The 14,386-nt window shown below is 42.8% G+C and carries 11 protein-coding genes, 4 pseudogenes and 2 riboswitches; of the genes and pseudogenes, 10 read left to right on the forward strand and 5 right to left on the reverse strand.

Annotation, left to right across the window (positions count from 1 at the left end):
* Complete coding sequence (locus M5V91_RS25065) at window positions 1–174, forward strand: hypothetical protein (protein ID WP_019383338.1); 174 nt, start codon at window positions 1–3, stop codon at window positions 172–174.
* A gap of 260 nt (window positions 175–434) precedes the next feature.
* Here M5V91_RS25065 and M5V91_RS25070 read toward each other — a convergent pair whose 3' ends face one another.
* Window positions 435–572 carry a hypothetical protein gene (locus M5V91_RS25070; protein WP_284521575.1) on the reverse strand — a complete coding sequence of 46 codons (138 nt, stop codon included), beginning with the start codon at window positions 570–572 and terminating at the stop codon, window positions 435–437.
* Window positions 573–835: 263 nt separating this feature from the next.
* Between M5V91_RS25070 and M5V91_RS25075 the strand changes: the two are divergent.
* Both M5V91_RS25075 and M5V91_RS25080 read left to right on the forward strand, forming a co-directional pair.
* Window positions 836–1,934, forward strand: a pseudogene (locus tag M5V91_RS25075) (AI-2E family transporter).
* A gap of 218 nt (window positions 1,935–2,152) precedes the next feature.
* The gene (locus M5V91_RS25080; RefSeq protein WP_071156393.1) at window positions 2,153–2,908 is read left to right on the forward strand and encodes an NRDE family protein; all 756 of its coding nucleotides are present in this window, start codon (window positions 2,153–2,155) and stop codon (window positions 2,906–2,908) included.
* A 30-nt stretch (window positions 2,909–2,938) separates the two neighbouring features.
* Here the strand turns inward: M5V91_RS25080 and M5V91_RS25085 are convergent, their stop codons facing one another.
* The 3 genes and pseudogenes from M5V91_RS25085 to pdxR form a co-directional block, all read right to left on the reverse strand.
* Complete coding sequence (locus tag M5V91_RS25085) at window positions 2,939–3,817, reverse strand: ATP-binding protein (RefSeq protein WP_284521576.1); 879 nt, start codon at window positions 3,815–3,817, stop codon at window positions 2,939–2,941.
* Window positions 3,814–4,353 carry a PAS domain-containing protein gene (locus M5V91_RS25090; protein WP_284521577.1) on the reverse strand — a complete coding sequence of 180 codons (540 nt, stop codon included), beginning with the start codon at window positions 4,351–4,353 and terminating at the stop codon, window positions 3,814–3,816. Before M5V91_RS25090 ends, M5V91_RS25085 begins: the two co-directional genes overlap by 4 nt.
* Window positions 4,354–4,478: 125 nt before the next feature.
* A pseudogene (gene pdxR, locus M5V91_RS25095) lies at window positions 4,479–5,902 on the reverse strand (MocR-like pyridoxine biosynthesis transcription factor PdxR).
* Between the two features lie 131 nt (window positions 5,903–6,033).
* On the opposite strand from pdxR, the pseudogene M5V91_RS25100 reads away from it, so the two are divergent.
* From M5V91_RS25100 to M5V91_RS25120, 5 genes and pseudogenes are all read left to right on the forward strand, one after another.
* Window positions 6,034–6,946 (forward strand): annotated as a pseudogene (locus M5V91_RS25100) (DMT family transporter).
* Between the two features lie 74 nt (window positions 6,947–7,020).
* Window positions 7,021–7,120: riboswitch (SAM riboswitch) on the forward strand.
* Window positions 7,121–7,221: 101 nt separating this feature from the next.
* Window positions 7,222–7,322: riboswitch (SAM riboswitch) on the forward strand.
* 109 nt (window positions 7,323–7,431) lie between these two features.
* Window positions 7,432–8,463, forward strand: coding sequence for a methionine ABC transporter ATP-binding protein (locus M5V91_RS25105; RefSeq protein ID WP_009331872.1), 1,032 nt, complete (start codon window positions 7,432–7,434; stop codon window positions 8,461–8,463).
* Window positions 8,453–9,103: a methionine ABC transporter permease gene (locus M5V91_RS25110; protein WP_071156401.1), complete on the forward strand. Its 651-nt coding sequence runs from the start codon at window positions 8,453–8,455 to the stop codon at window positions 9,101–9,103. The genes M5V91_RS25105 and M5V91_RS25110 overlap by 11 nt, the downstream gene beginning before the upstream one ends.
* A gap of 18 nt (window positions 9,104–9,121) precedes the next feature.
* Window positions 9,122–9,949, forward strand: a complete 828-nt coding sequence (locus M5V91_RS25115; protein WP_009331870.1) for a MetQ/NlpA family ABC transporter substrate-binding protein — start codon at window positions 9,122–9,124, stop codon at window positions 9,947–9,949.
* A gap of 27 nt (window positions 9,950–9,976) precedes the next feature.
* On the forward strand, window positions 9,977–11,185 hold the full coding sequence (locus tag M5V91_RS25120; RefSeq protein ID WP_251175530.1) for a M20 family metallopeptidase: 1,209 nt from the start codon (window positions 9,977–9,979) through the stop codon (window positions 11,183–11,185).
* A gap of 159 nt (window positions 11,186–11,344) precedes the next feature.
* Here M5V91_RS25120 and M5V91_RS25125 read toward each other — a convergent pair whose 3' ends face one another.
* Complete coding sequence (locus M5V91_RS25125) at window positions 11,345–11,620, reverse strand: alpha/beta-type small acid-soluble spore protein (protein ID WP_009331868.1); 276 nt, start codon at window positions 11,618–11,620, stop codon at window positions 11,345–11,347.
* 149 nt (window positions 11,621–11,769) lie between these two features.
* Here M5V91_RS25125 and M5V91_RS25130 point away from each other — a divergent pair, with 149 nt between their 5' ends.
* Together M5V91_RS25130 and uvrB are read left to right on the forward strand one after the other, a co-directional pair.
* Window positions 11,770–12,006, forward strand: a complete 237-nt coding sequence (locus M5V91_RS25130; protein WP_009331867.1) for a DUF2198 family protein — start codon at window positions 11,770–11,772, stop codon at window positions 12,004–12,006.
* A 394-nt stretch (window positions 12,007–12,400) separates the two neighbouring features.
* Window positions 12,401–14,379 (forward strand): annotated as a pseudogene (gene uvrB, locus M5V91_RS25135) (excinuclease ABC subunit UvrB).
* Window positions 14,380–14,386: the final 7 nt, after the last annotated feature.

A 14,386-nucleotide genomic window follows, 5' to 3' on the forward strand; every position in this document is an offset into this window, starting at 1 on the left:
ATGATTTACTATGAGGTACTTTGTTATAGTTGTAAAAGGATTTTCAGAGTATACGAAGGTTCACTAAATTATAAACAATTTAAGGAAAATAAGGCTAAGATTTTTTGTTGCGAGGATTGTAGTCATAAGATACGTATGGATGCAATTAAAAATTTCTTTAGATACTTAAACTAACGGTTGAAGAAGGTTGTTACTAAAGGTTTATTCCGTTTCTTTTTGACAAACTATTTGATCCAAGTTACAGGTATCTAATTCCGCGAAATTAAGAAAAACGATATAAAACAGGGATATTATAGGGGCCATTCCGGGAAATGCCAGGAAATTAAAGTAAGCTTGAAGATAACTTCTAAAACCAGTATTTCAGCCAATGGGATGCTGGTTTTTTGTTCTTCAAGTGAGGAAAGAAAGCAGCTGGAATCTAATTTATGAGCAGATTAAAGTAAGTTCTGGACTGCATTCTGGATGAGAAGGATATCATTAAAAATTTGTTTTTTTGTCTTTTCATTCTTACAGCGATTCATTTCGCTTTTCAGTAATACGAGTTCCTTCTTGAAAATGTCTATTGTACTCATGTGTCTGTTCACTCCTGGCTTTAAGAGGGGAAAAGCTTGTTATTTATAGTCTTTTATACCCTGTATGGGATTGATGAAACCAAAAAATGAGATATTTATGGGTAAATATATCCACTTGCAGAATGTGTGATTTTTAATTATATGGATTGCTTTTTCCGAAACCTTTTCAATTCCGAATCGTAATAGAAGTAGCATCTTCTTAGGAGTAAACACACGAATATGGTATTCTTTAGTTAATCCAATTCAAAGAAAAAGGTGACATTGTGGCAAAGAAAAAACTGCAATACTGGACTTTGCAATTGCTGCTTATCTTAACAATTATTTATGTATCAACTAAAATTTCTTTTTGTTTGAACCAGTGGGCATTTTTGCATCAACATTATTTTTTCCAATTATTATTTCAGGATTTCTCTATTTCCTATTGAACCCGCTGGTAAGATTGCTGCAGCGCTACAAGGTGCCGAGAACGGCAGCGATATTGATCATCTATGCAGCTGTTATCGGTTTAGTAATGCTGATTATTGGCAACATTGCTCCGCTTATCAGCAGACAGGTGACTGAATTATTCAACGACCTGCCGGGGTATGCGAAGACGACAAGAGACTTTGTTAACTCCATGTCCAGCACCGAAGAGTTCAAATGGTTTTTGGAGCAGGACTACATATCGATTGAAGAAATTGAAGCACGCATTATGGAATATGCCAATACCCTGCCAAGCCGTGTGACACAGGGGGTAGCTGGAATAGTCAGCCTGGTCACCAATATTGCGATTACAATAGTAACGGTGCCATTCCTGCTTTTCTATATGTTTAAAGACGGAGATAAGTTCCCTGCTGCCGTTTCGAAGTTCCTTCCTGCTTCTTACAGGGAAGAGGGGTTAAAACGCTTAAGGAAACAGGAGAGACACTTTCTTCCTACATTCAGGGGCAGATTACAGTAGCATTATTTGTTGGGACACTTTCATTTATTGGCTATTTAATCATCGACTTGCCATATGCGCTAGTCATGGCGCTTATTGTTGCCATAACCAATATTATTCCTTATGTTGGGCCGTTTCTGGGCGGTGCACCTGCCGTAATCGTTGCACTTTTTGACTCGCCGACTAAAGCCTTTCTGGTGGTCGTAGTCATTGTGATTGCTCAGCAGATTGAAGGAAATGTGCTGTCGCCGCTGATTCTCGGAAAAACCTTGAACACACATCCGGCCACCATCATCATCCTATTGCTGGTTGCAGGCAATCTTGCCGGTATCCTCGGCATGATTCTGGCAATACCTACCTATGCTGTGACCAAAACGATCGTCTTAAATACAGTTAGATTTTTAAGGGCGAGGAAGACAGCGAGGGAAGAAGCGGTTACTTAAATTGAAAAAGCTCCCTTTAAAAAAGGGGCTTTTTCTATTGCTGAATTTATTTAACATAATTCATCAAATAGGTTACAGCTTGTTGGGCTTTTCTAGCCTTTAAAAAGATTAAGGCATGATCCCTTCTTATCTAACATTTCACATAATTAAAGCGGGTATTTTTTGTTTTTCCCTCCCGAAAAGTTAAAATAATAAATAAAACGAAAGCAGTGATCCGAATGTGTTTAATCCTTTTCGCATATAAGGTTCATCCGGCATACAAGCTTATCGTTGCTGCCAATCGCGATGAATTTTATGGGCGCCCGACTGCACCGGCCCATTTTTGGGAGGACCATCCTGCCATTCTGGCTGGACGTGATTTAAGCAAGATGGGGACATGGATGGGTGTCACAAAGAATGGACGATTTGCAGCTCTTACAAACTACCGTGATCCGAACGAAGTGACAGATGGCAAAAGATCAAGAGGAGATCTCGTAGCGGATTTCTTGAAAGGCAGTGCTTCGCCTTCTAGATTTATGAAAATAGCATCTGAACACCGCAGCAGCTATCCCGGATACAATCTGCTTGCGGGCAATTTGGAGGAGCTCTTTTATTACTCGAACGTGGAAGATAGAATAGAACAGCTTAGACCAGGAGTGTACGGGGTGAGCAATCATGTGCTGAATACCGAGTGGCCAAAGGTGAAAAAGGGGAAGGAAGGGTTATCTAAGATAATAGATCATGCAGCAGGGGATTTTACGGAAGCCTTGTTCACACTTCTCCAGAATGCAGACCCTGCCCCTGATGACATGCTTCCGAAAACAGGAGTTTCACTGGAGTGGGAGCGGATGTTGTCTCCTTTATTTATCAGAAGTGAAGGCTACGGAACCAGGAGTTCAACTGTGATGCTGATGTCAGAGGATGAGATTTTTTATAAGGAAAGGGTACATATAGGGGATAGCCCGCAGGAACAGGAGTTTATTATTCAAAAATAAGAAGCCAGTTCAGGCATCTGGCTTCTTTCATTAGGCAAGCGGTAAAGTAATCCGCACCGTTGTTCCTTCATTTTCCCTGCTGTGGATGTAAAGATTTCCGCCATGGTTTTTAATGATTTTTTTGCAGATCATGATGCCAAGGCCTGTGCCTTTTTCTTTTGTGCTGTAAAACGGCTCTCCCAGTTTGGCGAGGCGTTCTTCGGGTATGCCAATTCCCTCATCCTCGACACTGATGATGACAGAATGGTCCTCCTGGCGGATATCCACGTTTATTTTTCCGCCCGCCGGCATGGCTTCAATCGAGTTCTTAATGATGTTAATCAGCACCTGTTTAATTTTATCTTTTTCACATTTCACATAAAACTCGCCTGGTGACTGTGTTAGTTCGATCACGATATTCTCCATAACAGCCTGGCTGTTTAAGAGAGTGATTACACTTTTTACAACGTTTGTCAGGCAGGTTTCTTCCATTTCGGTTATTTGAGGTTTGGCGAGAACGAGCAGGTCATTGACGATGCCTTCAATCCGTTCCAGCTCACTTAGGATGACCTCCGCGAAGTCTCCTTTATGTTCTTCATATAATAACTGTGTAAAGCCTTTTATGGCTGTAAGCGGGTTGCGGATTTCATGGGCAATGCCTGCGGCAAGCTGACCGACAACGGAAAGTTTTTCGGCATTCTGCAGCTTTTCCTCTGTCTTCTTTTGTCCGGTCACGTCTTTAATAATGATTTGGTAGACCTTTCTGTTCTTGAAAGTGGTTGGAATCAGCTGGACTTCGGCTTTTCTCGTTTGTCCGTCAGTCCGGATCAGATTAAGCTCAAAATTCACACTTAGCTTTGTTTGCAGAAAATCATCGAGAGTGGAATGTTCTGAAGGAGGAATGTAGTCGTGGAGGGAGGTGCCGATCATCTCTTTGATGCTCGTGAATCCAAAAAGCTTTTTCCTTCATTATTGATGTAGGTCCAAATCCCCTTTTGTGTGACCATTCCTATCGTATCCTTGGAGAACTCCACCAGAAAGCGGTACTTCTCCTGTGTTTCAAGAATCTCCTCTTCCATGATAATTCTCTGTGTCATATCCCGGATGATGCACATCATTTCTTTATCGTCATTAATGACTGAAAAATTGGCTTCAAGCCACAGATAATGCCCCTCCTTATGCCTGAAGCGAAAGGTCTCCCGTTTATGCGGAAGCTGTTCAAGCTCGGCCAAAGCATCTCCTAAGAGGTCCCGGTCATTTGGATGGCAGTATGTATAAAGGCTGCTTCGATAAAAGTCCTGCTGTGAGTACCCCAGCATCGGCAAGCAGGAAGGGGAGACATATAAAGCAATGCCTTCTTTGGTTACTCTTGCAATCACATCGCTGGAATGCTGAATGGCCAGCTGCAGATTCCTCGCTTCGACTTTGTCCGCGAATAAATCTGCAGGATTCTCGGTCATGATCATTTTCTGTCCCTCCTTTTTGAAAAATGGCACTTTTCCATCATTATACAATACATGTTTGGATTGACATATAGGATAAATTTCACTCTATGCAAACTGTGAAAAGGATCCCTTGTCAGGTATCAAACTCATAGGAGCTTTCTAATTTCCTCTCCAAGGATGAATATGCCTTCCTGCAGTTCCCCCAGCGAGGCATAAGCATAGGAAATTCGTATAAAATGATTCGGCCCGTCACTGTATATGCTGCCGGGATTAATCAGCAGTTTTCTTAAAATAGCCTGCCGATAGAGGCTTCGAATTGGAATACTGGACGGTACTTTCAGCCATATAAAAAAACCTCCTTCCGGAGAATTCCATTCTGCTATCCCGGACAAGTGAGCATCTAATGTATTCAGGGCAGTATTACGACGAATTCTCAGCTGCTCACGTACCCTTTCCATATGCTTTTGATAGAGGCCGGTGGACAGCCATTTTTCAGCTACCCTTTGTGAAAGTGAACTTGAACCATAGTCAGTCTGCATTTTAAGATCTGCAAGCCGGTCGATAACAGGTTCAGGTGCTGCTACCCAGCCTATTCGAAGTCCGGGATTCAATGTTTTTGACAAGCTTCCCATATAAAGGACCTGGCCGTTTTTGTCCATTGCTTTTAATGGTGGAGGGGGCATTTCATCAAGCCATAGCTCACGATAAATATCGTCTTCCACAATTGGCAGCTGTTCTATTCTGCAAACATCAAGCAGTTCCCTCCGTCTTTTTTCTGTCATTAAAATTCCAGTCGGGTTATGGTAGGAAGGAATCGTATATAAAATGGATTTCCCTTTTTCATATTTCTTCAAAGAGATGCTTTTCGTGATAACTCCCTCTTTATCCATCGGCAATCCTTTTAAATTCATGCCTGATGACCGGAAAAGCTGTAAAGAATATAAGTAAGAGGGCTTTTCCAGAAATACGGGTGCCCCTCTTTGCACAAGGCCCAATGAAACAAGCTGCAGGGCTTGCAGCCCTCCAGAAACAATAAGTATCGAGGAAGGAGAAGCGTCTATTCCAGATGCTGCCAAATATTCACTAACTGCCTGTCTTAATGGCAAATACCCCTTTGGTTCCTCATAACCGAGTTCACTCAATTCATCAGCAGCTTCCTTTAGAACTTTCTGCATCGTTTGCACAGGGGAAATCTCAGGGAAAGCTCTCCTTTGCTGAGCTGTATAAAAGCGGGATCCATTTCTAAATCATTAATTTCTTGAACGATTTTTTCGCTGGCTCTGTGTATCCCTGTATCGATATATTCACTCCAGTTGGCAGACTGCCTTGAAGCGAGCAAGGTCCAAGTATTATTAATAACCTTTGTGCCAACCCCCGTTTTCCCTTCTATTAGTCCATCTGCAGCAAGTTCTTCCAGAGCAGTGATAATTGTGCTTCGGTTTACTCCAAACTCCTCAGCCAGTTTCCGCTGGCTTGGAATTTTACTTCCGATTGGCCATTCCCCTTTGGAAATCTTTCCTTTAATAGTCTCAATAACTTGCTGATATTTTGGCAATTGTGCTGTATCCATCCATATAACCGCCTTTATGAAAATTGGCTGGCAAAATTCTTTCCTAATTGGTTGAGGACATTGTATCAGTTATTGATTATCCTGAAAAGCAGCACAGATAATGGCTGGAAATGTTGATAAGGGGGATGAAGTTGGCAAATAAGAAATTTATGATTATCGGGGCGCATAGTTCTATCATCATTCTTTGGGCATCCGCATTCCCGGGAATTCGGGCTGGGCTTGAATCGTACTCCCTGAGCACCTTGCCCTTTTTAGACTTTTAGTTGGTTCGGCTGCACTTGGTGTCTTAGCACTGCTGACAAGGATGCGTCTTCCGGATATAAAAGATCTTCCTGCTATTTTTATACTTGGATTCCTTGGTTTTACGGTTTATCATACAGCTCTCAACATTGGGGAAAAACAGTAAGCGCCGGGCCGGCAAGCTTGATTGTATCAATGACTCCGATCTTTTCGGCTGCGTTGGCTGCTTTATTTTTAAGGGAAAGGTTTGGAAGGGTCAGGTGGACTGGTTCCGCAGTCAGTTTTGCTGGTGCCGCACTTATTTCGCTTGGTGCAGGAGGAGGGTTTGAAATCCAAACCGGTATTTTATTTGTCCTGCTTGCTTCCATTTCAGAAAGCATCTATTTCGTGTTTCAGACTAAATATTTTAATAAATACGGATTTTTGTCATTTACATCCTATACGGTATGGGCAGGGACTGGTTTTATGCTGATTTATCTTCCTGGGCTTGGTAATGAGATCTTTCATGCATCGGCCGAATCCACTTTAAGTGTCATCTATTTGGGGATTTTTCCAACGGTAATTCCATATATTGCCCTAGCTTTTCTTGCGTCCATAGGAGGGACTTCTGAAGCGACAAGCTCTCTTTATCTGACACCAGCAATAGCATTTGTCATTGCTTGGGTTTGGCTGGGAGAGGTGCCGACTATGTTATCCGTTGCGGGTGGTATAATCGCTCTGGCAGGTGTGATGATTATTCACCGTAAAGACAGCTCTGTTAAAGTAACGGAAATTTTTGAAAATGGACCAAGTGAAAATATTTGAATAATAATGATTGACATCCTTTTCTTTATGGTGGTAAAGTAATAAGCATATTAAACAACCGAATAATAAAAATCTTCTTATCCAGAGAGGTTGAGGGACTGGCCCTATGACACCTCGGCAGCGGACAAAAGTGTACCGTGCCAAATCCAGCAAGCGTAGCTTGAAAGATAAGAAGAGGACCATTGATAAATGCCGCCCTCTTCTTTCTTTAGAAGAGGGTTTTTGTTTTTATCCGAAAAAATGCATCAAGATTCTATTCATAAACATATGAATAATTCTTATCGAGAGAAGCAGAGGGACCTGGCCCAATGAAGCTTCGGCAGCAGGCAGACTGCACTGTGCCAAATCCAGCAGGCGATAGCCTGAAAGATAAGGAGGGGACTTCAAAAAACCTCTTCTGTTAGAAGGGGTAAATTTCAGGATATAATTCTTAGTTTTCCCATGGGATTAATTATATATAACATTTAGAAAAGGAGAGATGCTGAATGATAGAGTTTCAGAATTTAAAGAAAATCTATGAAAGCGGAGGACAGCAGGTAGCTGCTTTAAATGGAATAGACTTAAAGATTAACAAAGGTGAGATTTTCGGTGTGATCGGCTTCAGCGGTGCGGGAAAGAGCTCTTTGATCCGCTGTGTCAATTGGCTGGAGAAGCCGACTTCAGGAAAGGTCATTGTCAGTGGACATGATCTGACGGCTTTATCTGTAAGAGAAATTCGCGAAGTGAAAAGAAACATCGGGATGGTCTTTCAGCATTTTAATCTTTTAAATTCGAAAACAGTGTTTGCCAATGTGGCGATGCCGCTCACACTGGCTAAGATCCCTAAAGATGACATCAAAAAGCGTGTCCATGAACTATTAGAATTCGTGGGGCTTGCAGACAAGGCAAACAGCTATCCCGATCAGCTGTCAGGCGGGCAAAAGCAGCGGATCGGAATTGCCAGGGCGCTGGCGACCCAGCCTTCCATTCTATTATGTGATGAAGCAACTTCAGCGCTGGATCCGCAGACAACCAGCTCTATCCTGCAGCTGCTGAAAAAAATAAATAAAGAATACAACATTACTATACTGATCATTACCCATGAAATGTCTGTAATCAGAGAGATCTGTGATCGTGTCGCTGTAATAGAGGCAGGAAAAATTATCGAAGAAGGAACCGTCTTCAATGTCTTTTCATCACCAAAGACACAAACAGCGAAAAACTTTGTCAGCACTGTCATGAATGATCAAATACCTGACTCCATTAAAGAAGTGATTGAAAAACAGCAAGGGCTTCAAAAGGTATTTAGAATCAACTTTGTTGGAAATTCTGCCGGGCAGCCGCTCCTCTCGCAGGTTGCCAAAAAGTTTAATATCGACTTCAACGTCCTGTTTGGAAATATTACTGAACTTCAGGGAACACCGTTTGGCAACCTGATTGTCGAATTCCAGGGTCCGGACAGTGAAATCAGACGTGCTATACAGTACATCAGCCAGGAAAAAGTTTCAATAAAGGAAGTGACAACACGTGCTAGTTAATCAGGAAAAAATCATCGAAGCCTTAATCGAAACGGTTCAAATGGTGGCATTCTCATTGCTGTTTTCAGCTATTATCGGACTGCCGCTTGGTATATTGCTTGTCGTAACAAGGAAAGGGCATCTGCTGGAAAACCTCGTTGTTTTTAATATCATAAACAGCATTATTAATATTTTCAGATCAGTTCCCTTCATCATTTTAATGGTGGCCATTATCCCCATTACCAGGCTGATTGTCGGAACATCGATAGGTACGGCTGCAGCCGTAGTGCCGCTAGTCTTTTATGCCGGGCCATATATTGCAAGATTAATAGAAAACTCATTGCTTGAGGTAGATCCGGGAGTCATAGAAGCTGCAGAAGCAATGGGAGCAACACCAGGCCAGATAATATTAAAATTCCTGATTCCGGAAGCACTTAGTTCGCTGGTATTAGGCTTTACAATTGCAACAATCGGATTGGTCGGAGCATCAGCCATGGCCGGGGCAGTCGGAGGCGGCGGGCTTGGTGACCTCGCCATTACCTACGGCTACCAGAGATTCGATACAACAGTCATGCTGATTACCGTTGCGATCTTAGTTGTCATGGTTCAGGGCCTGCAGTCATTCGGAAATATCTTATCCAAAAAAATCAGAAGAAGATAAATAAGGAGGAAATACATCATGAAAAAACTATTCTTAACATTCATTATTTTAGCATTGGGTGTGTTCACTGCAGCATGCTCAAGCACAACTGGAGGAGAAGAAACAAAGAAGATTAAATTAGGTGTAAGCGGTTCTGATACACGCATCTGGGACTTTATTGCAGAAAAGGCTGAAAAGGAAGGCATTGAAATTGAAGTTGTGACATTCTCTGACTATGTGCAGCCAAATGTTGCCCTTGCAGAAGGCGATCTTGATGTGAATGCATTCCAAACAGTCGCTTATTTTGACACTTTTATTAAAGAGCATAATATGGATCTTACCCCAATAGCGACAACTGTTTTAGCACCAATGGGGCTTTATTCTGAAAAAGTAAAATCGGCAGAAGACATTCCGGAAGGCGGCAAAATTGCCATTCCAAATGATGCTTCAAATGGCGGAAGAGCCCTTCTTTTACTGGAGGAAGCCGGCCTGATTAAATTATCCGAGGACTATGACGGAAACCTGGACTTGAATAAAATCGTTGAAAATCCGAAGAACCTTGAATTTGTAGAAATGGTATCAGCGCAGACACCGCGTGCACTTCCGGATGTCTCTGCTTCTGTAATCAATAACGGAATTGCCGTAGATGCAGGCTTTAACCCAACTAAGGATTCAATTTTTATTGAAAGTGAAACCGCTACTCCATACGTAAATATCATTGCTGTCCGAACAGAAGACAAGGATAACAAAACGCTTAAGAGAATTGCTGAACTTTACCAGGAAGATGATGTAGCTGATTTCATTACGAAGGAATATGACGGAAGCATGATCCCGACTTTTATTCCTTTAAGTGATATTGGCTGGTAAAAAATTATTTATAAAGGAGGAACAATGATGGCGGCACCTGTAAAAGCACTATCTGAACTGAAAGAAGCAATCAAGAAAAATGTTGAGGGAAATAAAGAACTTTATCTTTCCGCAAGCCACCGGATCCATGCGACCCCGGAAATAGGAAATGAGGAGTTTTTTGCCTCTGGCTTGCTTTCAGGCATCCTTGAGAAGGAAGGTTTTGAAGTTGAGCGGGCAGTGGCCGGGCATGAAACAGCTTTCCTTGCCCGGAAAAAATCCGATAAACCAGGGCCGTCTATTGCATTCCTTGCAGAATATGATGCCCTTCCCGGGCTGGGTCATGGATGCGGCCACAATATCATTGGCACAACAAGTGTGGCAGCAGCCATTGCATTGAGCAAGGTTATTGATGAGACCGGAGGAGAGGCAGTAGTATTTGGAACCCCGGCAGAAGAAGGCGGGCCAAATGGAAGTGCAAAAGGCAGCTTTGTGAAGCATGGCTTACTTGAAGGCATTGACGCTGCCCTAATGGTTCATCCATCAAACCATACCCGCCTGACCAGTTCATCACTGGCAGTTGATCCGCTTGACTTCGAGTTTATCGGTAAGCCTGCCCATGCGGCAGCTTCACCGGAGGAAGGAATCAATGCCCTTGATGCAGTTATTCAGCTATTTAACGGAATTAATGCCCTTCGTCAGCAATTAAAGGATGATGTACGAATCCATGGCATTATTACTCATGGCGGGGATGCTCCAAATATTATCCCTGAGTATGCAAAAGCCAGATTCTTCATCCGTGCTACAACCAGAACCAGTCTTAATGAGGTAACACGGAAGGTTAAAGCTGTCGCTGAAGGCGCCGCATTGGCAACCGGAGCAAAGCTCAATGTTATTGCTTTTCAAAATGAAGTTGATAACCTGCTGTTAAACAAGACATATGACCAAGTGTTTAAAGAAGTGATTGAAGACTTGGGAGAAACGGTCGTTGAAGGGGACAGAGATGGAATCGGCTCGACGGATGCAGGCAACATCAGCCAAGTGGTGCCAACCATTCATCCTTATATTAAAATTGGTGCAGATGATCTTGTTGCCCATACAGTTCCGTTTCGTGAGGCTGCAGCATCTGTAAAAGGAGACGAAGCACTGATAACCGGGGCAAAAGGGCTCGCACTCACTGCCTTCCAGCTGGTAACAGACCAGGAGCTGCTTAAATCCATTAAACAGGAATTTCTAGAGCGGAAAGCCGCTGAATAAGAACAAAAGCTATCCTCTTTGCGGGATAGCTTTTCCTTATTCAGTGAGTCTTTTCCTCAAATTGGAGGTTTCTTTCCCTAATTTGCTGAATAATATTTTCCGTAAATTTAGTCTGCGTTTCCCCAATTTTCTCATTCTTTTCCCGAAGTTCACGATTACCTACTGTTCCTTCATCTGTTCCTGTGCCATCCGAATAAGCTCCTTCACCATACTTCCGCCAATCTTCCCGCCCACTGTTCCTGCCTGTTTGGATGTAAGACGGCCGTTATATCCCGGCTTCAATGGCACACCGGCCTCCTCGGCAATTTCATATTTCACGACATCGGGATTTTCATTGTCAACATGGTATCCCTGGTTTGCCATTACCTGATTTTTAAGCTGGTCTAATGCCGCTCTTGATTCCGGCACAAGCGGGCGTCTTTTTCTTCTTGCCATGATGCATTCCTCCATAATAAGTACTTTTTCTTATTATGTGATAGAACATAGGGAATAACACTGAAAAAACTTGTACATCTTCTTATGAAAAGATATTCTAATGTTAGAAACCCTGAATCATTGTGAATAAACAAAAGAAGGTGTTTTGGTTGGCATTAAAATACTTGTCAGCTCTGCTGCTGCCCGGCCTGCTGGTTTTGCTCTTTACGAGAGTAAGCTATAATCGTGTGATTGGGCTTGTATTGACGGTGGGACTGATTGCTGCTTCTGTCTATAAAGGGTATACAAATTCATTTGCCTTGATTGTTATAGACGCACTTTCATTGACTGTCGGGTTTTGGTACGCTCAAAAACTGAAGCCCAAAACAAAGCCAAGTGCGGAATAATTTTTGCGGAACCTGTCGATCAAACGTATCGACAGGTTTTTTGTAAAATGAAATTTCAGCTGTATTTTTGCTCGCATAAAATCAGCTATTAATCAATATCAATCAAACGTTTGATTTAATTTCAGGAGGTTAATCAAACGTTTGATTAACCTTGCTTCGACACCACCCTCAAGAATTCGGCATATTTCCCAAGCAATATTTACCCGGCAAAAATAAAAAAACGAATATCCGTTCGTATATTGTTGGTTTGTTTTAGGCTCTTTGTGGTAGAATGATGATATGAGTTTTGAGTAAAAAACTGACAAATCAGCCATGCATCCCGGATCTTAAATTCTTTCAATGCTGGTTTGTGATTAATATATAGATAAAAGTAATTTGAACGGGAGGCTTATAGGTGAAGGATCAATTTGAATTAGTCTCAAAATATTCCCCTCAGGGCGATCAGCCTGGGGCAATCAAAAAAATTGTGGAGGGAATTAATTCCGGCAAGAAGCACCAGACGCTTTTGGGTGCAACAGGAACGGGAAAAACCTTCACAGTTTCAAATGTTATACAAGAGGTTAACAAGCCGACGCTAGTCATTGCGCATAATAAGACACTTGCAGGGCAGTTATACAGTGAATTTAAGGACTTTTTTCCAAACAATGCTGTTGAGTATTTTGTCAGCTATTATGACTACTATCAGCCGGAGGCATATGTGCCTTCTACAGATACCTTTATTGAAAAAGATGCAAGCATCAATGATGAAATTGATAAGCTCCGCCACTCGGCGACTTCTTCATTATTTGAGCGCAAAGATGTCATTATAATTGCCAGTGTGTCTTGTATATATGGTTTGGGTTCTCCTGAAGAATACAGTGAAATGGTGCTATCCCTCAGAACCGGCATGGAGATTGAGAGGAACCAGCTTCTTCACAGGCTCGTTGACATTCAGTATGAACGCAATGATATCGACTTCCAGCGCGGCACCTTCCGTGTACGCGGGGATGTAGTAGAGATTTTCCCGGCATCACGGGATGAGCATTGTATCCGTGTAGAGTTTTTCGGGGATGAGATAGACCGGATCCGTGAAGTAGATGCCCTCACCGGAGAAATTATGGGTGAACGTGAGCACGTTGCGATCTTCCCGGCATCCCACTTCGTAACGCGTGAAGAAAAATGCGGATCGCCGTCCAGAACATTGAAAAAGAACTGGAAGAGCGCCTTGCTGAATTAAGAGAAAACGATAAGCTGCTTGAAGCCCAGCGCCTCGAGCAGCGGACCCGCTATGACCTTGAGATGATGAGGGAGATGGGTTTTTGTTCCGGCATAGAAAACTACTCCCGCCACCTTACATTAAGGCCGCCTGGTTCAACACCGTATACCCTTCTGGATTATTTTCCGGAAGACTTTCTAATTGTGATTGATGAGTCGCACGTAACTCTGCCGCAAATCCGCGGTATGTTCAATGGTGACCAGGCAAGAAAATCCGTGCTTGTGGACCATGGTTTCCGTTTGCCTTCAGCCATGGATAACAGGCCGCTTACGTTTACCGAGTTCGAAAAGCATGTGAAACAGGCTGTCTTTGTTTCGGCAACACCTGGCCCTTATGAGCTTGAGCATACACCGGAAATGATTGAGCAAATTATCCGCCCAACCGGTTTGCTTGATCCTACTATTGATGTCCGTCCAATCGAAGGGCAAATTGATGACCTAATCGGTGAAATCCAGGATCGCATTCAGAAAAATGAACGTGTGCTTGTCACTACATTAACAAAGAAAATGTCTGAGGACTTGACAGACTACTTAAAAGAAATCGGCATTAAAGTGCAGTATCTGCACTCAGAGGTAAAAACGCTTGAGCGGATTGAGATTATCAGAGAGCTTCGTCTAGGTAAATACGATGTGTTAGTCGGAATCAACCTTCTAAGGGAAGGACTTGATATACCGGAAGTGTCTCTCGTTACTATACTTGATGCTGATAAGGAAGGTTTCCTCCGTTCGGAACGTTCACTCATCCAGACGATTGGACGTGCAGCGCGTAATGCGAATGGCCATGTCATTATGTACGCAGACCGGATCACTGACAGCATGGAAAAAGCCATCAGTGAAACAAAGCGCCGCCGGTCCATTCAGGAAGAGTACAATAAGAAGCATGGCATCACGCCAATGACTATACAGAAGGATATACGCGATTCAATCCGTGCAACACATGCGGCAGAAGAGCAGGAAGAATACCAGCCGTCAGCAAAGCTCGGCAAGCTGAACAAGAAGGAGCGCGAGAAGCTGATCGGCGATATGGAAAAAGAAATGAAGGAAGCGGCCAAATCCCTGAATTTCGAAAGGGCTGCCGAGCTTCGTGATCTAATATTAGAGCTGAAAGCGGAAGGATGACGTAAAA

The sequence above is a fragment of the Cytobacillus pseudoceanisediminis genome (assembly GCF_023516215.1).
In the GTDB taxonomy this organism is placed as follows: domain Bacteria; phylum Bacillota; class Bacilli; order Bacillales; family Cytobacillaceae; genus Cytobacillus; species Cytobacillus pseudoceanisediminis.